At 30.0% G+C, this 20,555-nt stretch carries 19 protein-coding genes; 16 read left to right on the top strand and 3 right to left on the bottom strand.

What is annotated here, in order from left to right; all coding sequences use genetic code 11:
• Positions 1-100 precede the first annotated feature (100 nt).
• The 14 genes from metG to E5347_RS15640 all read left to right on the top strand — a co-directional run bounded on the left by metG (position 101) and on the right by E5347_RS15640 (position 15,172).
• A complete protein-coding gene (gene metG, locus E5347_RS15705) occupies positions 101-1,690 on the top strand; it encodes a methionine--tRNA ligase (protein WP_136008172.1) in 1,590 nt (529 codons plus the stop codon).
• 309 nt (positions 1,691-1,999) lie between these two features.
• Complete coding sequence (locus E5347_RS15700; RefSeq protein ID WP_136008171.1) at positions 2,000-3,601, top strand: Na/Pi cotransporter family protein; 1,602 nt, start codon at positions 2,000-2,002, stop codon at positions 3,599-3,601.
• 170 nt (positions 3,602-3,771) lie between these two features.
• Entirely contained in the window at positions 3,772-4,776 is a 1,005-nt protein-coding gene (locus E5347_RS15695) for a LacI family DNA-binding transcriptional regulator (protein WP_136008170.1), read from the top strand.
• 367 nt (positions 4,777-5,143) lie between these two features.
• On the top strand, positions 5,144-6,070 hold the full coding sequence (rbsK, locus tag E5347_RS15690; RefSeq protein ID WP_136008169.1) for a ribokinase: 927 nt from the start codon (positions 5,144-5,146) through the stop codon (positions 6,068-6,070).
• Between the two features lie 103 nt (positions 6,071-6,173).
• The gene (fsa, locus tag E5347_RS15685) at positions 6,174-6,818 is read left to right on the top strand and encodes a fructose-6-phosphate aldolase (RefSeq protein ID WP_136008168.1); all 645 of its coding nucleotides are present in this window, start codon (positions 6,174-6,176) and stop codon (positions 6,816-6,818) included.
• Between the two features lie 422 nt (positions 6,819-7,240).
• Positions 7,241-8,026 carry a TatD family hydrolase gene (locus tag E5347_RS15680; RefSeq protein ID WP_136008167.1) on the top strand — a complete coding sequence of 262 codons (786 nt, stop codon included), beginning with the start codon at positions 7,241-7,243 and terminating at the stop codon, positions 8,024-8,026.
• A gap of 260 nt (positions 8,027-8,286) precedes the next feature.
• Positions 8,287-9,339: a 3D domain-containing protein gene (locus tag E5347_RS15675; RefSeq protein ID WP_136008166.1), complete on the top strand. Its 1,053-nt coding sequence runs from the start codon at positions 8,287-8,289 to the stop codon at positions 9,337-9,339.
• Between the two features lie 336 nt (positions 9,340-9,675).
• Positions 9,676-10,230: a ribonuclease M5 gene (gene rnmV / locus E5347_RS15670; RefSeq protein WP_136008165.1), complete on the top strand. Its 555-nt coding sequence runs from the start codon at positions 9,676-9,678 to the stop codon at positions 10,228-10,230.
• Positions 10,227-11,063: a 16S rRNA (adenine(1518)-N(6)/adenine(1519)-N(6))-dimethyltransferase RsmA gene (gene rsmA / locus E5347_RS15665; protein ID WP_136008164.1), complete on the top strand. Its 837-nt coding sequence runs from the start codon at positions 10,227-10,229 to the stop codon at positions 11,061-11,063. Before rnmV ends, rsmA begins: the two co-directional genes overlap by 4 nt.
• Before the next feature lie 122 nt (positions 11,064-11,185).
• The gene (locus E5347_RS15660; RefSeq protein WP_136008163.1) at positions 11,186-12,553 is read left to right on the top strand and encodes a hypothetical protein; all 1,368 of its coding nucleotides are present in this window, start codon (positions 11,186-11,188) and stop codon (positions 12,551-12,553) included.
• A gap of 84 nt (positions 12,554-12,637) precedes the next feature.
• Positions 12,638-13,099: a hypothetical protein gene (locus tag E5347_RS15655; RefSeq protein ID WP_243109803.1), complete on the top strand. Its 462-nt coding sequence runs from the start codon at positions 12,638-12,640 to the stop codon at positions 13,097-13,099.
• A gap of 124 nt (positions 13,100-13,223) precedes the next feature.
• Entirely contained in the window at positions 13,224-14,063 is an 840-nt protein-coding gene (locus tag E5347_RS15650) for a hypothetical protein (protein ID WP_136008161.1), read from the top strand.
• Between the two features lie 56 nt (positions 14,064-14,119).
• Positions 14,120-14,914 carry an Mrp/NBP35 family ATP-binding protein gene (locus tag E5347_RS15645; protein ID WP_243109804.1) on the top strand — a complete coding sequence of 265 codons (795 nt, stop codon included), beginning with the start codon at positions 14,120-14,122 and terminating at the stop codon, positions 14,912-14,914.
• Between the two features lie 69 nt (positions 14,915-14,983).
• A complete protein-coding gene (locus E5347_RS15640; RefSeq protein WP_136008159.1) occupies positions 14,984-15,172 on the top strand; it encodes a ferredoxin in 189 nt (62 codons plus the stop codon).
• A 31-nt stretch (positions 15,173-15,203) separates the two neighbouring features.
• Here the strand turns inward: E5347_RS15640 and E5347_RS15635 are convergent, their stop codons facing one another.
• The 3 genes from E5347_RS15635 to E5347_RS15625 form a co-directional block, all read right to left on the bottom strand.
• Positions 15,204-15,401: a hypothetical protein gene (locus E5347_RS15635; RefSeq protein WP_136008158.1), complete on the bottom strand. Its 198-nt coding sequence runs from the start codon at positions 15,399-15,401 to the stop codon at positions 15,204-15,206.
• Between the two features lie 64 nt (positions 15,402-15,465).
• Positions 15,466-15,930: a PadR family transcriptional regulator gene (locus E5347_RS15630; RefSeq protein WP_136008157.1), complete on the bottom strand. Its 465-nt coding sequence runs from the start codon at positions 15,928-15,930 to the stop codon at positions 15,466-15,468.
• A 1-nt stretch (position 15,931) separates the two neighbouring features.
• Entirely contained in the window at positions 15,932-16,777 is an 846-nt protein-coding gene (locus tag E5347_RS15625; protein ID WP_136008156.1) for a DegV family protein, read from the bottom strand.
• Positions 16,778-17,283: 506 nt separating this feature from the next.
• Here E5347_RS15625 and nifV point away from each other — a divergent pair.
• Both nifV and E5347_RS15615 read left to right on the top strand, forming a co-directional pair.
• Positions 17,284-18,447 (top strand): homocitrate synthase, encoded by a 1,164-nt coding sequence (gene nifV / locus E5347_RS15620; RefSeq protein WP_136008155.1) that lies wholly within the window; start codon positions 17,284-17,286, stop codon positions 18,445-18,447.
• Between the two features lie 19 nt (positions 18,448-18,466).
• Positions 18,467-20,389 (top strand): aconitate hydratase, encoded by a 1,923-nt coding sequence (locus E5347_RS15615; RefSeq protein ID WP_136008154.1) that lies wholly within the window; start codon positions 18,467-18,469, stop codon positions 20,387-20,389.
• The last annotated feature ends 166 nt before the right edge of the window (positions 20,390-20,555 follow it).

The raw sequence follows: 20,555 nt of genomic DNA, 5'->3' as shown, positions 1-20,555 counted from the left end.
GTTAAGGATTTATAAGAAAACTCAGCTTTAAGCTGAGTTTTCTTATAATTATTCATTTTTTAATTCTTTCATTCTTCAAATTATTATAAGGGGGTTTTTTATGAACATTATAGTAGGTAATGCATGGCCTTATGCTAATGGACCATTACATTTAGGAAGAATAGCTGTTTGGCTTCCGGGGGATATTATTGCTAGATATCATAGGCTTATGGGAGATGAAGTTATATTTTTATCTGGGACAGACTGTCATGGTACTCCGGTAACTATGAGGGCTAAAGATGAAGGGATAACTCCATTAGAAGCTACAATTAAATATCATGCTGAATTTAAGAAATGCTTTGCTAGTCTTGGATTTTCTTTTGATATTTTTGAGAAGACCCATTCAGAATATCATGAGGAGAAGGTTAAGGAATTCATTTTAGAATTATATAACAAAGGTTATATATATGACAAAGTAATAGAACAAACTTATTGTGAAAATTGTAATGAATTTTTATCAGACAGATATGTAGAGGGAAAATGTCCTCATTGCAAGGAATTAGTTTCTGAGGATCAGTGTGAAAATTGTTCTGAATTAATAGACTATGAAGATCTTTTAGAAAAAAGATGTAAGCTATGTGGTAATGAAACTATTGAAAAAGAAACAAGGCATTTATTTTTCTCACTTTCTAACTTTGAAAATGATGTTAGAAGGCTTTTGATTAGACAAAAGGGTTGGAGAGAAAATGCTCAAAATATTGTAAAAAGATATTTAGATGAGGGACTAAGAGATAAAGCAGTTACTAGAGATTTTAACTGGGGGGTAGATGTTCCCTTAGAAGGCTATGAAGATAAAAAGATATTCGTATGGATTGAGGCTGTTATGGGATATTTGACAGCGAGTATGAAGGCTTTAGAAGGCAAAGATGAAGATTGGAAGGACTATTGGCAAGGAGAAGATTCAAGAGTTTACTTTGTTCATGGAAAAGATAATATACCTTTCCACACAGTGATATTCCCAGCTATATTAGCAGGACTAGGAGTGAAGAATCCTAATTTAAGAGTAATTTCAAGTGAATATTTAAAGCTAGAAGGTAAGAACTTCTCATCAGTTAAGAATTGGGCAATATGGGCAGATTATATTGTAGAAAATTATAATGTAGATGAGTTTAGATATTATTTAACATTAAACTCACCTGAAGTAAAAGATACAGACTTTACTTGGAGAGATTTTATTAATGTTTCTAATAGAGATTTAGTAAATAACTTTTCAAATTTCACAAAAAAAGTATTAACTGAAATTGAAGAAAATTATAAATCAAATGTACCAAAAGGAATAATATCAAAAGAACTTAAAGATGAAATTCTAAATTTATATTTCGATATCGGGGATTATATCGAAGAGGGACACTTTAAAAATGCTCTTATAGATATTATGAATTTTATAAAGAAAGCTAATAGAGAATATGATAATAAAGAAAAGAATACTTATGAAGCCTTGCAAGTTATAGTGAATTTAACTAATCTTTTAGAACCATTTATTCCAATGACTTGTGAAAAATTAAGAGTAGCTTTAAGTTTAGATGAGCCAATTTGGAGTTATATAGAGAAAAAAGAAGGCAAAATTTCTAACATAGATCCTTTATTTGAGAAGTTAGATAGGAAAAGAGCTTCTGATGAAATAAAGAGATTGAAAGATGAGAAAAATTAATTTTAAACAGGAAAAAACCCTAGATTAAGTTACTTTGGGGAAATACTTAATCTAGGGACCATTAGATGGTTTTAGGGGTAAATAATAATGCTTTAACTACTTTACAAATATATAATACCTCAATAATATGACAGTATTGTGACAAAATAATAAATAAAATGTTAATATTATATGGCTTTTTTATATAATTATTTTTTATTATATAAAAATTACATGTTTACAACTATATATAATAGTTGTATATTTATTTTGGTAGTACAATATTATCCAAAAATAACAATAATAAATATAATGAGGGAGATTTTTTCTATGGATAGTTTTTCTGTTTTAACTGGCCTGATTGGTGGATTAGGCTTATTTTTGTATGGAATGAAGTTAATGGGTGATGGTTTAGAGAATGCCGCTGGAGAAGGATTAAAATCAATATTAGAAAAGTTAACTAGTAACAAGTACATAGCTGTATTAGTAGGTGCAGCAGTTACTGCTATAATTCAAAGCTCAAGTGCCACAACTGTAATGGTTGTAAGCTTTGTTAATGCTGGATTAATGTCATTAATACAGGCTGCTGGTGTAATTATGGGAGCTAATATAGGAACTACTATAACAGCACAAATGGTATCTTTTAATTTAGATGCAATTGCTCCAATATTTATCGGAGTAGGAGCTATAGTTTTACTTGTTGCAAAGAAAAAGAAAGTTAGAGATATAGCAAGTATAGCTCTAGGATTTGGAATATTATTTTTAGGTATGGGAACTATGTCTACAGCAATGAAGCCAGTTGCAGAAGCTAGTTGGTTCCAACAGTTTGTATTAGTAGTAGCTAATAATAGTTTATTAGGATTACTTGCAGGTCTTGGTATGACGGCTGTAGTTCAAAGCTCATCAGCTACTACAGGTATATTAGTAGCTTTAGCAACTACTGGAGCTATAGATATGAAACTAGCATTTCCAGTAATATTAGGATGTAATATTGGGACATGTGTAACAGCAATACTAGCTTCATTAGGAGCAAATAGAACTGCTAAAAAAGCGGCTTTAATACACTTACTTTTTAATACTATAGGGGCAATACTTTTCTTCCCATTTATAGGACCATTTATAAGTTTAGTTGAAAAAACAGATGTAAATGTGGCTAGACAAGTAGCTAATGCGCATACTATTTTTAATGTAACTGTAACAGTTGTTTTACTTCCTTTATCTTTATTTTTAGTTAAGATAGTAAATAGAATACTTCCTGGAGATGGGGAAATAGAAAAAGAAGGTGCAATATATCTAGATAAGCAATTATTAGATACACCCGTAATAGCAAATGGACAAGTGTTAAAGGAAACATTAAGAATGGCTGAAAAGGCAAAGAAGAATGTTATTCTATCAATGAAGGCATTTACTGAAAATAGTCAAGAGTCAATTGATAAGGTCTATAAAAATGAAAAAATAATTAATGTTTTAGAAAGAGATATAACAGATTATTTAGTAGAGTTATCTCAGTTAGACCTTCCAGAAGATGATATAAAGTTATTTAGTTCGACTTATCATGTAATAAATGATATAGAAAGAATTGGTGATCATGCAGAAAATATAGCTGATTTAGCTATGGAAAAGATGAATAAGAATATACATCTTGGTGATGAAGCTAAGCAGGAGCTATCCTTAATTTTTGATAAGACAGTAAAATCTATAGAAATAGCTATAGATCATTATAAAAATAAGGGTCAATTAGATAATAAGGAAATTGAAATAGTTGAAGAAGAAATTGATTCACTAGAAAAGAAACTTAGAGAAAGTAATATAAGAAGATTAAATGAAAAAGCTTGTTCAGCGGATTCAAGCGTTATTTTCTTAGATATTGTAAGTAATTTAGAGAGAATAGGTGACCATGCTAATAATATAGCTAATCTAGGAAGTAAGTAACAAGGGGCTGTCGCACAAACAGCCCAAATTAAGAATTGAAAATTAGAAATGAAGAATTATTGATGTAATTCTTATAGAATTACTAGAATTAATTTTTTTTCATTAATTTTTCATTGTACGACAGCACCTCCTATTTATGCTATAATTATTAAATAATTAAATGTCAAGAGGTGATTAGCATAGCTACTATAAGAGATGTAAGCAAACTTGCAGGAGTATCAGTTGCTACAGTATCTAGAGTGATAAATAAAAAGGGATATGTAAGCAAGGAGACAGAGGAAAATATTATTAATGCAATGAAGATGTTAAATTATACTCCTAATGATGTTGCTAGGAGACTTGCTGGAAAAAAATCTAATACTATAGGACTAATTATTCCAGATATATTAAATCCATTCTTTCCAGAGGTAGCTAGGGCTGCAGAGGATGCAGCTAATAAACTTGGCTTTAATTTAATTCTATGTAATGCTGAGAATAATAGAGAGAAGGAAAGGCAATATTATGAAATGCTTATAAATAAGCAAGTTGATGGAATAATAATTGCATCATATACTGCAACACCTTCAGATCTTATAGCGTTAATGGAGAGAGGTATGCCTGTAGTTGCTATAGATAGAGAGTACACTGGATATAATATACCTTCTATTAGATCAGATGATAGAGACGGGGGAAGGCTTGCGGCTAGACATTTAATTGAATGTGGATGTAAGAATATAGCCCATGTTACAGGTCCCATATATATAGAATCCTTAAATGAAAGATTTATTGGATTTGAAGAAGAGCTTAAAGTTAATAATTTATATAAACCAGAATTAGTTAGAATTGATGAGTTTTCTTTAAAAGGTGGATATAATGCAACTAAAAAGTTATTAGAAGAGGGTAGAAATATAGATGGTATTTTTGCAGGGAATGATATATTAGCAATAGGTTGCTATAAGGCTTTAAATAATCTAGGGTATAAACTTTGTGATGATATAAAACTTATAGGTTACGATGGGTTAGAATCAAATATTAATTATTTAGATATATCATCAGTAGCGCAGCCTATGTATAGGTTTGGTGAGTTAGCTGTAGAGTTGCTTGTAAAGAAGATTGTAAATGAAGAAGATATTTCTATGGAGAAAGTGAAATTAGATTTAAAAATAGTAGAGAGAAAGTCCACCATAGGAAAATAGAATTTTGATGAACAATATAAAATGAATAGTTAGGAAGAAAATTTATTCTGAATTACTAAAATAGATTTAAATTGAAGGCGCCTATAAGGGCGTCTTTTTTCTTTATATAAGTTATATTTTAAATTAAGGTATCGATTATATCGATGCCTTGAAAATTTAATTTCATTTATTTATAGAATAAAAATATTCAGAAGTTTATAAAAATTATCTTGAAAACATTTACCGATGTATTGACTTTATAATAATCAGATGTTAAATTAAATATATAACCGGTTACATATTTAATAAGAATATATGGGTAATGTGCTATAAAATATAGAGAATTAGATTGATTTTGATTATAAAAACGGTTTTGATTGGAGGTAGTATGAAAAGGATTGTAGTAGTTGGAAGTTTAAATATGGATTTAGTAATGGAAGTAAAAAGAATTCCTAAAATAGGTGAAACCCTTAAGGGCGAAAGAATGAATTATCTTATAGGAGGTAAGGGATCAAATCAAGCAGTAGCTGCAAGGAGATTAGGCAATGAGGTAGCTATGATAGGATGTGTAGGGAAAGATACCTTCGGAGATAAAATTCTTAAACACCTAAAGGAAGAAGGAATAAATGTTAGTTCAGTAAAAAGTGATGACGCTACTTTTACGGGGATAGCTACAATACTTAAAACTGAAGTAGATAACTCAATAGTTGTAATTCCTGGAGCAAATGATTTCTGTAGTAGAGAACTAATTGATGAAAATATAGAATTAATAAAATCTGCAGATATATTAATAACTCAATTGGAAATACCTATGGAAACTGTAGAATATGCACTTAAGGTAGCAAAAGAAAATGGTGTTAAGACTATTTTAAATCCAGCACCAGCTAGGGAGATAAGCGATGAAGTATTAGAAAATGTTGATTTTATTACACCTAATGAGACTGAATTTGAAATAATATGTAGAAAAAATATAAAAGATAGTGAAACTCTAGAAAAGGAAATGGTAAATTGGCAAAATAAGTATAGAAGTACAAGGCTTATAGTTACTAGAGGTAAAGAAGGTTCTTCATATATAGAAGATAATTTAGTAAAAACTGTTAAAGCTATGAGTGTAAAAGTTACAGATACAACAGGAGCTGGAGATACTTTTAATGGAGCATTGGCACATGGAATAATTAATAATTATTCTATGGGAAATATAGTAAGATTTGCAGGTACTGCAGCTTCTTTAGCAGTAACTAAGCTTGGAGCTCAAACTGGAATGCCAACTTTAGATGAAGTTAATCACGTTTATACAAAGAGTGAAATGGAATAAGAAATAATTAAAAAAATAAGTAATACTATATAGTATATGGATTTACATAAATATTAAAAATAAATAATGTTTATTTAAAATTTTAAGGATAGGAGATTATATAATGAAGTTTTTTCTTGATACAGCAAATATAAATGACATTAAAGAGATATACGACCTAGGAATAATAAGTGGGGTTACAACTAATCCATCATTAATAGCTAAAGAAAAAAGAGACTTAAAGGAAACAATAAAAGAGATTTCTGATATTGTAGATGGACCAATAAGTGGAGAAGTTATTAGCTTGGATTATGAGGGAATGATAAAAGAAGGGAAGGAATTAGCTAGTATTCATAGTAATATTGTAGTTAAGATACCTATGACTAGAGATGGGTTAAAAGCGGTATCATATCTTTCAAAAAATAATATCAAGACTAATGTGACACTAATATTTTCATCTACTCAAGCATTATTAGCTGCAAGAGCAGGAGCAACTTATGTTTCTCCTTTCTTAGGAAGATTAGATGATATTGGATTTAATGGACTAAACCTTATAAAGGAAATAAAAGATATATTTAAAGCTCATGATATAAAGACAGAAATAATAGCTGCATCTATAAGGAACCCTATTCACATTGTAGAATCAGCAAAATTAGGAGCTGATATTGCAACTATACCACCTAATGTAGTAGATAATCTTATTAAACATCCATTAACAGATATAGGAATAGAAAAATTCGTAAAAGATTGGGAAGCTGCAAATAAGTAATAAAATGCGAATATAACCGCAAAGATAAATGGACGGTTCATAAGACAAATGGCTGCAAAAATAAGTTCTAAGGCTCGTAAAAGCTACTAATTTTTCGCCATATGCTTACTTCACCGTCCATTTATCTTTGATAGTAACACATCATTTAAAATGTTTTAAAGGATTATACTAATTTTTGTTGAAATTCAGCTCGTCTGAATTTCTTCCTTTAGTAGGCTTGTATCCACAAATTTAAATTATTCAAGGAGTTTTTAACATATTGTGCGTAAGACGACTTGGAGCATGCGACGGAGTCTGAGCATAATATATTAAAAACTACTACGCAATTTAATACTTCTAACTTAAAAATGTGTTTATAATTTATATTTTTGTACTATAATGGTTAATATAAATAAAAAAAGTTAAGTTTGGAGGTATAAAATTTGGAAAATAAGTATATAATATTTGATACACATGCCCATTACGATGATGATGCATTTGATGAAGATAGAGAAGAACTTTTAAAAGACCTTAAATTAAATGGTGTAGTTGGAATATTGAACTGTGCATCAAGTTACGAAAGTATAGAAAAAACATATAATTTAACTATAGAGAATGATTTTATTTATGGTGCATTAGGGATACACCCTGAAAATGCTTGTGAGTTCAATGAAGATGTGGAGAGAGAAATAGTTGAATTAATCAGCAAGAATAACAAAATAATTGCAGTAGGAGAAATAGGGTTAGATTACTATTGGGAAGAGAATCCCCCTAAAGAAGTGCAAAGAGAAGTATTTAGAAAACAAATGAAACTTGCAGAAGAACTAAAGCTTCCAGTTGTAATCCATGATAGGGATGCACATGCTGATACTTTAGACATAATTAAAGAGTTTCCTAAAGTTAAGGGGATAGTACACTGCTTTTCAGGTAGTTCTGAGTTTGCGAAGGAATGCATAAAACTTGGATATTATATAGGAATAGGTGGAGTAGTAACCTTTAAGAATGCTAAGAAGATAGTAGAAGTAGTTAAGGATATTCCTCTAGATAAGATTCTTGTCGAAACAGATGCGCCTTATATGGCACCAACGCCAAATAGAGGAAAAAGGAATAAATCAGATTATATTCAATATATAATAGAACAAATTGCTATTATAAAAGAATTAGACCCAAAAGAAGTAAATATAGCAGTAAATGATAATTTTAAGAGGTTGATGGAAAAAACTATATAAAGTAAAATTAAACAATGGTACTAGAATATTTTTACAATAAGGCCTTTGATAAGGTTAGAACGTATGATACGAATCTACTTTTATAGAGAACTGTAAGATTAAGAAACTGTAATATCGCTATTATTTATATTTATATTTTGAGTATGCATATAATTGCATTTTATAAGAACAGTTTTAATGTTGCAGGAGGTCAAGTTTGACAAAAGCGCCCGATTAAATTATAATGCAAAAGACGCTCTTGCCAAGGGAGGAAGTAGAAGATGGTAGGAAAATTAAAAGAATACCTGAAAAATAACTTTTCTAACAGTCCAAAGGCAAAAATACTGATGGTAGTAGTATTTGCTACTATTGTTTTATCAGTGACGTTCATAAATATGAAAAAGACAGTAACTATGAAGATAGACGGTAAGGAAGAGACATTCGTCACATATAAAAGGACTGTTAAAGATGTGTTGGATACCAAAGGGATTTCAGTAAACCCAAAGGATAAAGTTCAACCAGCTTTAAGTAGTAATGTATCTGAAGGTGATACAATTTCTATTAAAAGAGCTGTTTCAGTAGAGGTAACTTTAGGCGATAAGATTACGAAAATCGATACTGCTGAAGAGACTATTGGAGACATGCTGAAGGTAGAGAAAGAAGAACTAGAAGAACAAGGAATTGAATTTAATGAAGGAGTAGATGAAGTAACTCCAGCATTAGAGACTGAAATTACTTCAGATTTACAAGTAACATTAGTAGATGTTGAAGTTAAAAGTGAAGTAGCTAATGAAGCTATTGAGTTTGATGTAGTTTTAGAAGAAGATTCAGGTCTTGATCATGGACTTGAAGAAGTAAGGCAAGATGGAGCTGCAGGGGAAAAGGAAGTCGTTTATGAAGTAATTTATAAAAACGGTAAGGAATTTTCTAAGGCTGTGAAAAGCTCTAAAATATTAGCAGAACCAGTAAATAAGGTTGTTGTTCAAGGTACTAGAAGAGTGATTGCTAGTAGAAGTGGACAATTACTAAACTACAAGAGCGTATTATACTGTGAATCAACTGCCTATAGTGGTGGTGGGGTTACAGCAACAGGAACTGTACCTGTAAGAGATCCAAATGGTATAAGTACTGTAGCAGTTGATCCAAGAGTTATTCCATTAGGAACATTATTATATGTTGAAGGTTATGGAAAAGCTGTAGCAGCAGATACTGGTGGTGCAATAAAAGGTAATATCATTGATGTATATGTTAATTCACAAGAAGAAGCATATAGTAGCTGGGGAAGAAAATATAACGTTCCTGTATATATTTTGGCTTATCCAGGAGAATGGTAAAATAAGAGGATGCTGTTAAAGCATCCTTTTGTTTTTTGAATTAACATTGTGTTTTTGAACTAACTTAAGGGGTATTAGAATTAATTTAATTTATTGGAGTAAATTATATGGCGTTATTGAAATACTAATTTCCCAAGATGATTGATATTTCAACTATATATGTTTTGTGAAATAATATAGTTTTAGTAGCTATGCTATTTATAGTAAAAAATAGTTTTGAAAGTAAATTATATAATTAATTTATTTTTTGAGTAATTATTACAACATTATAATTTGACATAATAACTAGATAGGGATAAATTAATACTAGAAATATTTCAGAAAGGAAGTTATATTTTGATAAAAGAAGTTATTGTAGTTGAAGGTAGAGATGACATAACTGCTGTAAAACAAGCTGTAGATGCAGAGGTAATTGCAGTAGGTGGATTTGGAATAAATGCAAAAGTAATAGATAGAATAAGGGATGCTCAAAGGAGAAAAGGAGTAATAGTATTAACTGATCCTGACTTTGCAGGTGAAAAAATTAGAAGTATAATTTCTAAAAGAGTTAAAGGAATAAAGCATGCATATATAGCTCAAGAAGATGGAATTAAGGGCGATGATATAGGTGTGGAAAATGCTACTCCAGAAGTTATTATAGAAGCTTTAAATAGAGCAAAGGTTTCTGAAGAGGTTATAGAAGAAATCTATAAATCAGAAGATATGTTTTATTTTAAGTTAACAGGTGACATTAATTCTAAGAGCAGAAGATTAATGTTAGGAAAAGAATTAGGTATAGGATACGGAAATGCTAATCAAATGCTTACAAGACTAAATAAGTACTCAATTAGTAAAGAAGAATTTATAACAGCTATAGAAAAAATAGAAAGAAAACTAGGAGTTGAAAAATAGTGGAGATTAAAACAGCCGAATTAGTAAAAAAATATAATTTTAAATTTTCTAAGGGACTTGGACAAAATTTCTTAGTAGATGACTCTGTACCAAGAGATATAGTTGCCGGGGCAGAAGTAGATGGGAATGATTTAGTAATAGAAATTGGACCAGGAGTAGGAACACTTACGGCTCAATTATTAAATAAGGCAAAAAGAGTTGTTGCAATAGAATTAGATAGTGACTTAATACCTATATTGCAAGAAGAAATAGGAGATAATCCTAAGTTTTCTTTAATACATAATGATGCTTTAAAAGTTAACTTTAATGAAATAATAGGGGATGAAAAAAGTGTGAAGCTAGTAGCAAACTTACCTTATTATGTTACAACTCCAATTATAGTTAAGCTTTTAAAGGAAAAATATAATTTTAAATCTTTAACTATAATGATACAAAAAGAAGTTGCAGAAAGAATGGATGCAGAGCCTTCTAGCAAGGATTATGGAGCTCTATCTTTACTAGTTCAATATTATTGTGATACAAAGATAATAAGAAAGGCACCACCTCAATGTTTTATGCCAAGACCAAAGGTGGATTCAATAGTTGTTAAGTTAGATAAGCTTGATAAACCAAGAGTATCAGTAGATAATGAAAAACTATTTTTTGATGTAATAAGAAGCTCTTTCAATATGAGAAGAAAAACTTTATGGAATGGAGTAAAGAGTATCGGTCTTCCAAAGGAGAAGTTAGAGTTAGCCTTTGAAGAAGCAAATATAGACCCAAAAAGAAGAGGGGAAACCTTAACTATAGAAGAGTTTGCTTTACTTTCAGATAAGATAAATAAATATTTATAATATATAAGCTCGTGAGAAATATGGTGTAATATACAATAATCTCACGAGCTTAATTTTTAACATATTTGCACATGGATAGCATATAATGTAATGAATTAATGTAAGATGGAGGATCTATAGGTTTGTCACAATTAAATAAGCTTTATAGAAATTTTATTATTTTACAAGAAGATGAAAGAGGATATTCTAGTTCCAATGATAAAACATTATCTGGATATTCTAAAATAGAGGCTAAGGGTGAAACTTGTAAGATTTCCTTTTATGCTCAAAATTTAAGACATGATGAGGATGAGGATTATTACATTTTAGCTATTTGCAATAAAAAAGATGCTAAAAAGATAGTGAATTTAGGAAAACTTTCAGTATCAGAAGGCGGAAAGGCAGAAGTAACAAAGGAATATTCCATTGATAATATTGGAGGTCTTGGCATTGGCTACGACAAGATAAGTGGAGCAGCTATTGCTAAGATGAAAAATGAAATTCCAATAGTTATTATGTGTGGCTTTATTAATGGAGAACAGCCAAGTGATAGCTGGAAGAACTACAAGATCGTAAAAGCAGCCCATGATAAAGGAAAACATAAACATGATGATAAGAAAAAGGATGATAAGAAGAAAGATGACAAAAAGAAATGTGATAAACATAGAGAAGATGAAACTAGAGAAGATGAAGATAGGGATGTAATAATTCAAGAGGTTAATGAAATATTTAAAGAAGAGGAATTAGAACCTATTGAAGATTATGATGAAGAAATAAGGGAAGAAATTGAATTAGTTCAAGAAGATGAAAATAGAAGTGATGCAGATTATGAAGAGGTAATTGAAGAAAGATTAACTGGAGAAGAGGTTATAAAAGAGAACATCATAAAGGAAGAAGTTATACAAGAAGAGATTAGTCAAAATGAAGTACTTCAAGAAGCGGAAATAAGAAAAAATCCATTTGAAAATAATAATGGTGATAAAAATCCATTTGATAAGAATGATTTAAATATTGATGAAAACTTAAGCAGAGGATATATAAAAAATAAATTTGATGAATATGAAGAAACTATTGAAGATAAAGAAGAATTTAAAGTTAGAGGTAGCGTAGGAGAGTACTTCGAAGGATTAGCTAATGGGTTTGAATGTTGCAGAAGTAAATATGATGAAATTAAGTATTGTAAGTGGTATAAGGTTCCTGTAAGTGATTTGCATGAAATGTGTAATATGTCAAATTACAACAGATATGCAGTAGCCTACTATCCAATGCTAAATTATTATCCATATATAAGGCAACACAGATATTTCATGTTAGGATATAAATGTGATAAAGAAGGAAATCTTAGATATATTGTTTATGGTATTCCAGGTAAGAGGAATATAGATGATCAACCTTATGAAGGAAAGACAGGATTTGTAACTTGGGTTAGTGATGAGTCAAGGGATGGTAGTGGATGTTGGTTAATGTTCTATGACTTTAAAAATTCAACTGTTGTTGTACCTATGGAATAGGTAGATAATAGGATGTACTTATAAATCCTGATGAGTATGTTAAAAAGTAAAAGATTATATACCATCACCCTACTTCTGACCCTTATGTTAATTATAACATTTATGAGGGGATTCTTTATAAACAATATTAATAAGGTTGCAATTTCAAATAATAATATTGAAGGCTTTACTAAGTATAGTCTAAGGGAAGGGAGATATTCTGTTTCTTTACCTAAAGGATGGGAGGTAAGGGAAGATTCTAAGGATGAGGATTTCATTATTAGTTTTAATAATGAAACTGTCATTTATGGAGATATATCTATTGTAGATGGGGAGTTAGAGAAGTTTGCTGAAAGTATAGACCAAAATAAAAAGAGTACTAAAACCGAAAATAATATTTATATCTGGAAAGTAATAACCTTAGAGGAAGATGGAAATATAGATAAGTATTATCTTAGGAATTACTCAGAGGGAAGGGTTCTTATAATAAAATATTCTTATAAAAAGAACAAAGTAAAAAATAGCATAAAAGTTGTTTTCGATATGATTTCAGTTAGTTTTAAATGATAGACTAATAAGATTTGCTATTATAGCTTTAAAGTATTATAATTTATTTAATTAGGAGAAGTAATTACTTCTCCTAATTAGTTTAAATTGTAGGGATAACCTTTTTTAGAGGGGAAGGATATTATTGAAAAAGACTGCCAAAGGATTAATATTAACATTATTAATTATATTGTCATTTAGCTTTACTTCTTGTGGGATAGTTGACAGTATAAAATCAAAATTCAACAATGATAATTCATATTTTGATTATTTAGAGAGTGATAAAATAGATCAAATAAGTATTCAAAGTATGAGGGATAAATCCTTTAAGTTTCTAGTAACTGACGACAAATCAATAACTAATATGTATGATTTATTATCAAAGGCTAAGACTAGTGAGCAGAAGTCAGAGTTACAACCAGATTATATATTTGAGATAAAAATGGGGGAAGAGGTAAAGACTTTTTATTATGTTGTAGGAGCTTATGAAGGAAACTTTTATGATGATACTCAAAGCTTCACTGTTTCAAAAAGACTTGATGAAGGGATTTTACAAAACTTATCTATAATAAGAAAACCTAGAGATTTTGAATACATATATTACAATCCAATTTTAGATGTTATAAAGAAATTGGATGGAACTTTAGATTATTCAAATATTAAAGTAGGAATAGATATTAACAGTGATATTGAATGTCTGAAATATGTCTTTTCAACAGATATAGAGTCGTTCCTAACTAAGGCTAGAAAGACAGCACCTAATGTAGAATTAGTAAATAACAATGAAGAAAATTTTGACGTAATATTAAGGATTAAAAATAGAGGGCATAGTTCAACTGTATATAAGAGTAATATTACTGTTGAAGATAAGATAAATAACAAAGAATATTATTATTATATAGTTGGAGAAAATGAATACAAAGAATGGAACATTAATGTTTATTATTCAAAGGATGTTCCTAAAGATGTAGAGAAGAATTGGTAGGAGGTGTTATTGTGTCAAGTTTTTCAACTAACAATAATGAAGAAAAGACAAAAAAAATTTTAAATTTTGAACAAAAGCCAGCTAAATTAAGGCCGAAATATGGAACAATTAAAAATGTTATCGGAGTAATAAGTGGTAAAGGTGGAGTAGGAAAGTCTACAGTTACTGGAATACTAGCAAGTACTTTAAGGAAAAAAGGATATAAAGTTGGAGTTTTAGATGCAGATATAACAGGTCCATCTATGCCAAGATTTTTTGGTATAAATAATAAGAGGGCTGAAATAGAGCCAATTGATGAAAACAACTTTAAATATAGTCCAGTTGAATCAAAGGCTGGAGTTAAAGTTTTATCAATGAATCTTTTAATACCTAAGGAAGATGATCCAGTAGTTTGGAGAGGGCCTATTGTAAGTAGTGTTTTAACACAATTATTTACAGATACTTTATGGGGTGAATTAGATTACTTATTAATTGATATGCCACCTGGAACTTCAGATATTACTTTAACAGTAATGCAAAGCTTCCCTATTACTGAGCTTATTATTGTATCAACACCACAAGATATGGTATCTATGATAGTTAAAAAAGTAATTTCTATGGCAAATAAGATGCCTTTACAAATTAGAGGTGTAATAGAAAATATGTCATATATTACTTGTCCAGGATGTGATACAAAAATAAAAGTTTTCAGTAAAAAGTCAGCAGAAGAACATGCTGAATATTTAGGAGTGCCATTACTTGGTGAATTGCCTATAAATGTTGATTTAACTGAAGCTTTAGAAGATGGTAAGGCTGAAGAATATGTAATGGATAATGAATTATATTCATTAATTTTTGAAGGATTATATTAAAATTACACATAATAGAATTGCATTAAGGGAATAGTATATTTGTAACTAATTAGAAGGGGAGGAAAGCCCATGGAAGCTCATGTAGATAAAGATACTTGTATTGGTTGTGGATTATGTCCATCAATATGTGATGCAGTATTTGAAATGGATGATGATGGAAAGGCTGTTGCTAAAAACCCTGAAGTTCCTAGCGAGCATGAAGATGAAGCTAAGGATGCAGAAGCAAGCTGTCCTGTAAGTGCAATTGTTGTAAAATAAAAAGATGCTGAAAAGCATCTTTTTATTTTACCTAAAAGTAGTCAATTAATTTATCTTGAAGTATTTTAGGGCTATTACTACTACAACTAATATTATTAGTATCAATATTAACTGTTGCTCCTAAATTTTGATAGTTTGGAATACTATTTATAGGTACTTTAACTATACTATCATCTTCTAAAACAACATAAGCTTCAAAGAAGTCATAATCTATTACTTTTCCTTTCATAATAACACCACCTAAATTAGTTGATATTATTATGCTCAAAATAAATGAATTTAATTCATATAGATTAGTTTTTATATAAATCAGTATAAATTATTTTGAAAACTCTTAGAGCTTCTTCTATTTTAGGACGCAAAAGATGTCTTCTAGCTTCATATTCAACTAAACCTTTATCAGTTAGAGAATAAATTTTTTGAAATTTTTTCTTTGGATTGTCCCATTCACCGATAATATATTCATCTTTTTCTAATTTTTTTAATAATGGATAGATTCCACCAGTACTAGGAACCCAAAGTCCACTAGTTCTCTCTCCTATTTTGGTAGAGATATCATTTCCATTAGAAGGACTTATACTAAGTATATGAAGCACATAGATTGGTAATAAGCCTTTAGTAAAAACTTGACCTACTGACTCTTTTTCTTTTTGAATTTTTTTGAGTTCTGCAAGTTTTTGTTTATATTCTTCTTGTAGTCTTTTTTCTTCTTCTTTGATATCTTCTATACTACTTAAATGAAGATTGAAGTTATCCATATTAACAAACCTTTTGAATTGCTAAACCAAGTAAACCAGGACCGCCATGAACTCCAAGGGCTGGACTGATTTGTGATATATCAAGGCTAAGGATATTATTTAATCCCTTAAGAGACTCTAAAACGCTTTTTGCTTCCTCTAAGGCCCCACCATGAAGAACCCAAACATTACATTTATTTTCTTTAAGCTCATCCTTTAAAAAGCTAATTAATTTTGAAATTGACTGCTTTCTACCTCTAGCTTTGCATACTGTATAATAAATACCTTCTTCATCTACAGTTACAATAGGTTTTAAATTTAACATGTCACCTATAGTGCCAGCAACTCTTCCTATTCTTCCGCCTTTTTTTAAGTATTCTAGAGTATTAACAGTGAAATATCCAATAATATTTTTTCTTATAGTTGGCAGCTCTGATACTATCTCTTCAAAGCTTTTACCTTCTTTTATTAAATTAGCTACTTCTAATGCAACTATTCCTTCAGGCATAGCTAATATTTTTGTATCAAATACGTGAGATGTTAAGTTAGGATGCTCTTCTAAAGCAAGTCTAATAGAATTAAATGTTCCAGAAAGACCACTAGAAATAGTAACGGCAATAACATGAGTATAGCCTTCATTTTCTAAATCTATTAATATTTTTTCTAAGTCCTCTGCACTTGGAAGAGATGTTTTTGGAACTTCTTTTTCTAAGTTACCATATATCTCATCAGCAGAAATATCTATTTTATCTTTATATTCCCCATGAGAATAAGAAATTCTCAAAGGAAGTAACCTAATATTTTTTTCTTTTATTACCTCTAAAGATAAATCACAAGCGCTATCAACTATCAATGCGATTTTTTGCATACGAAACCTCCTACAATACTTAAAGTTTATAACTTAATTATATCATAACTGCAAACTATATCAATATTGATATAGTTTTAATCTTATCAATATTGATAAGATTAATTTTTTAAGTAAGATATTTTTAAATAATAGAAGAAAATCAAAATAATACATAAAGTTTCTCATATATTACACAAAAAATCTACAATATCTAATATTTATAAAGAAAATTTAATAAATATGTAAAAATAAGAGGTTTTTTACAACTATTATTTTTATTTCAACAATGCAAGTTTTAATATTTTTATTGCAGAAAATTGTAATAAATTAATGGAAATAATTATTTTACAAGATAAAACTGAATTAAATTTATTTAAACTTGCAATTTTTTAAAAAATCAATGCTGTTTTGCTTGTTAGAATTAACTGTATATGGTAAAATTAATTAATAATTATCGAAAATGTTAATTTTTGCTTGGGGTTATATTCAAAAAAGTAATAAATTTTAAAGTAAGGGGGAAGGTTATGTCCATTAAAAATTTAAAAACAGGAAAAGAGATATTTGTAGTAGACACTACATTAAGAGATGGAGAGCAAACGGCAGGAGTTGTATTTGCTAATGAAGAGAAAATTGCAATTGCTAGTATGTTAAGTGACCTTGGAGTAGATCAGTTAGAAGTAGGAATTCCTACTATGGGTGGGGACGAAAAGGAAGCCATAAAGAGTATAGTTAAGAGAAACTTAAAGTCGAGTATTATGGCTTGGAATAGAGCAGTTATAAAAGACATAGAGCAATCAATAGACTGTGGAGTTGATGCAGTAGCTATTTCAATTTCTGTATCAGATATTCATATTAAGCATAAACTTAAGACTTCTAGAGAATGGGTTCTTGAAAATATGGTTAAATCTGTAGAATTTGCAAAGAAAAATGGCTTATATGTATCAGTTAATGGTGAAGATGCCTCTAGAGCAGATAGAGATTTCTTAATTGAGTTTATTGAAGCAGCAAAACAAGCTGGTGCAGATAGATTTAGATATTGTGATACTGTAGGTGTTATGGAACCATTTAAGATAAATGAAGACATTAAATATATATATGAGAAAACAAAATTTGATATTGAAATGCATACTCATAATGACTTTGGTATGGCAACTGCAAATGCGATAGCAGGTATCGTTGGTGGAGCTTCTCATGTAGGAGTTACAGTTAATGGATTAGGTGAAAGGGCTGGTAATGCAGCACTTGAAGAAGTGCTAATGGCATTAATGTTTGTTTACAACTATGGAGGAAGTGTTGACACCAAGATGTTTAGAGAGGTTTCTGAATATGTATCAAGGGCTTCAGGTAGAGTATTACCTGCTTGGAAAGCTATAGTTGGAGATAATATGTTTGCTCATGAGTCAGGTATTCATGCAGATGGAGCAATTAAAAATCCTAAGAATTATGAGGCCTTTGACCCAGGTATAGTTGGGCTTGAAAGACAAATAGTTATAGGAAAGCATTCAGGTAAAGCAGGTATAATCAATAAATTTAAAGAGTATGCAATTGAACTTGATGATGTTTCAGCTCAAGCTGTTCTTGAAATGGTAAGATCAACTTCAGTAAGACTTAAGAGAAGTCTTTTTGATAAGGAATTAGTACAAATATATAAAGAATACTCAAGATTAAAAGAAGAAAAAGTAAATTAGCAAAGGGGGCAATACGTAAATGGGGGACAATTTAGTATATAAAATATTAAAAAGCCATTTAGTTGAAGGAACTATAGAAACTGGAAAGGAAATTGGAATAAAGATAGATAGAACTCTTACCCAAGATTCTACTGGTACTATGGCTTACTTACAATTAGAGGCTATGGGAATAGATAAAGTTAGAACTAAAAAGTCAGTAGCTTTTATTGACCATAATATGCTTCAACAAGGTTTTGAAAATGCAGATGACCATAAGTTTATTCAAACAGTAGCATCAAAGTATGGTGTATATTTCTCAAAGCCTGGAAATGGAATATGCCATCAAGTGTTTTTAGAAAGATTTTCTGTTCCAGGGGATACTCTTACAGGTTCTGATAGTCATACACCTACAGCAGGTGGAGTTGGTATGCTTGCCATGGGAGCAGGTGGTTTAGATGTTGCTTTAGCAATGGGGGGTGGTGCATATTATATCACTACACCTAAAGTTTGTAAGATAAATTTAGTTGGTAAGTTACAACACATGGTAGCTGCTAAGGATATTATTTTAGAAGTCCTTAGAAGACTAACTGTTAAGGGTGGAGTATCAAGAGTTTTTGAATATGCTGGTGAAGGTGTTAAAAACTTATCTGTACCACAAAGAGCAACTATAACTAATATGGGTGCTGAATTAGGGGCAACTACTTCAATATTCCCAAGTGATGAGAATACCTTAGAATATTTTAAGGCTCAAGGAAGAGAAGAAGATTGGATAGAATTTAAAGCTGATGAAGATGCAACTTATGATGAAGAAATTACTATTAATTTAGATGAGCTTAAGCCATTAGCTGCGAAGCCACATAGTCCTGATAATGTAGAAGAAATTAAAAGTATTGGAAAAGTTAAAGTTGATCAAGTTGCAATAGGTAGCTGTACTAATTCTTCATATGAAGATTTAATGAGGGTTGCGAAAATATTAAAGGGTAATAAGGTTCATAATGATGTAAGTTTAGTTATAGCTCCAGGATCAAGACAAGTTATGGAGATGATAGCTAGAAATGGTGCTTTAGGAGATATAATTAGTGCTGGTGCAAGAATACTAGAAAATTCTTGTGGACCTTGTATAGGAATGGGTCAAGCTCCAGGAACTAATGGAGTATCTTTAAGAACATTTAATAGAAATTTTTATGGAAGAAGTGGAACTTTATCTGCGAAAGTTTATTTAGTAAGTCCAGAAACAGCAGCAGTTTCAGCAATAAGTGGATACTTAACAGATCCAAGAGAATGCGATGTAGATATTACAGTTGATATGCCAGAAGAATTCTTAATAGATGATTCTATGATAGTTGCACCAGCTGAAGATGGATCTAAAGTTGAAGTTGTTAGAGGACCTAACATTAAGCCGTTCCCGGTTAATAAGGAATTAGGTGAAGATGTTGAAGGTAAGGTATTAATTAAGGTTGAAGATAATATTACTACAGACCATATTATGCCATCAAATTCAAAGCTACTACCATATAGATCTAATATACCTTATTTAGCTGAGTACTGTTTTAATACAGTAGATGAAGAATTCCCTAAGAGGGCCAAGGAAAATAATGGTGGAATAATTATTGCTGGAAACAACTATGGACAAGGTTCTAGTAGAGAACATGCTGCTTTAGCACCATTATACTTAGGAGTAAGAGCAGTAATTGCTAAATCCTTTGCTAGAATTCATAAAGCTAATCTAATAAACAATGGAATTATTCCAATGGAATTTGAAGCAGAAGTTGATTATGATAAGGCTCAGTTATTAGATCAACTTGAAATAGTAGATATTCAATCAGCTTTAGTTAATGGAAAAGCTACAGTTAAGAATGTAACTCAAGGAACTTTCTTTAATGCCTATATTAATTTAAGTGAAAAAGAAATAGAAGTAGTTAAAGCTGGTGGAAGATTAAATTATGTTAAGATAAGAGGGTAAATTTTATAAAAACAGCATGTAAGATAATATGGATTTGCATGCTGTTTTTGATTTCATTAATTAGTATATATTGAAACTCTAAATATTAAGACAAATAACAATGATATTTATTAATAACGCTTATAAAGTATATAACTTTAAAGGATTCAAATACAATAGGAAGAAG

Source organism: Clostridium sartagoforme, from assembly GCF_004794105.1.
Taxonomy (GTDB): Bacteria; Bacillota; Clostridia; order Clostridiales; family Clostridiaceae; genus Clostridium; species Clostridium sartagoforme_B.
This window is presented reverse-complemented; position numbering and strand designations above follow the sequence as displayed.

Excerpts from the sequence above, each read along its gene's own strand:
- rbsK (WP_136008169.1), top strand. The coding sequence starts at position 5,144 with ATGAAAAGGATTGTAGTAGTTGGAAGTTTAAATATGGATTTAGTAATG.
- E5347_RS15640 (WP_136008159.1), top strand. The coding sequence starts at position 14,984 with ATGGAAGCTCATGTAGATAAAGATACTTGTATTGGTTGTGGATTATGT.
- E5347_RS15615 (WP_136008154.1), top strand. The coding sequence starts at position 18,467 with ATGGGGGACAATTTAGTATATAAAATATTAAAAAGCCATTTAGTTGAA.
- E5347_RS15630 (WP_136008157.1), bottom strand. The coding sequence starts at position 15,930 with ATGGATAACTTCAATCTTCATTTAAGTAGTATAGAAGATATCAAAGAA.
- metG (WP_136008172.1), top strand. The coding sequence starts at position 101 with ATGAACATTATAGTAGGTAATGCATGGCCTTATGCTAATGGACCATTA.
- fsa (WP_136008168.1), top strand. The coding sequence starts at position 6,174 with ATGAAGTTTTTTCTTGATACAGCAAATATAAATGACATTAAAGAGATA.
- E5347_RS15635 (WP_136008158.1), bottom strand. The coding sequence starts at position 15,401 with ATGAAAGGAAAAGTAATAGATTATGACTTCTTTGAAGCTTATGTTGTT.
- E5347_RS15700 (WP_136008171.1), top strand. The coding sequence starts at position 2,000 with ATGGATAGTTTTTCTGTTTTAACTGGCCTGATTGGTGGATTAGGCTTA.
- E5347_RS15675 (WP_136008166.1), top strand. The coding sequence starts at position 8,287 with ATGGTAGGAAAATTAAAAGAATACCTGAAAAATAACTTTTCTAACAGT.
- E5347_RS15625 (WP_136008156.1), bottom strand. The coding sequence starts at position 16,777 with ATGCAAAAAATCGCATTGATAGTTGATAGCGCTTGTGATTTATCTTTA.
- E5347_RS15655 (WP_243109803.1), top strand. The coding sequence starts at position 12,638 with ATGTTAATTATAACATTTATGAGGGGATTCTTTATAAACAATATTAAT.
- nifV (WP_136008155.1), top strand. The coding sequence starts at position 17,284 with ATGTCCATTAAAAATTTAAAAACAGGAAAAGAGATATTTGTAGTAGAC.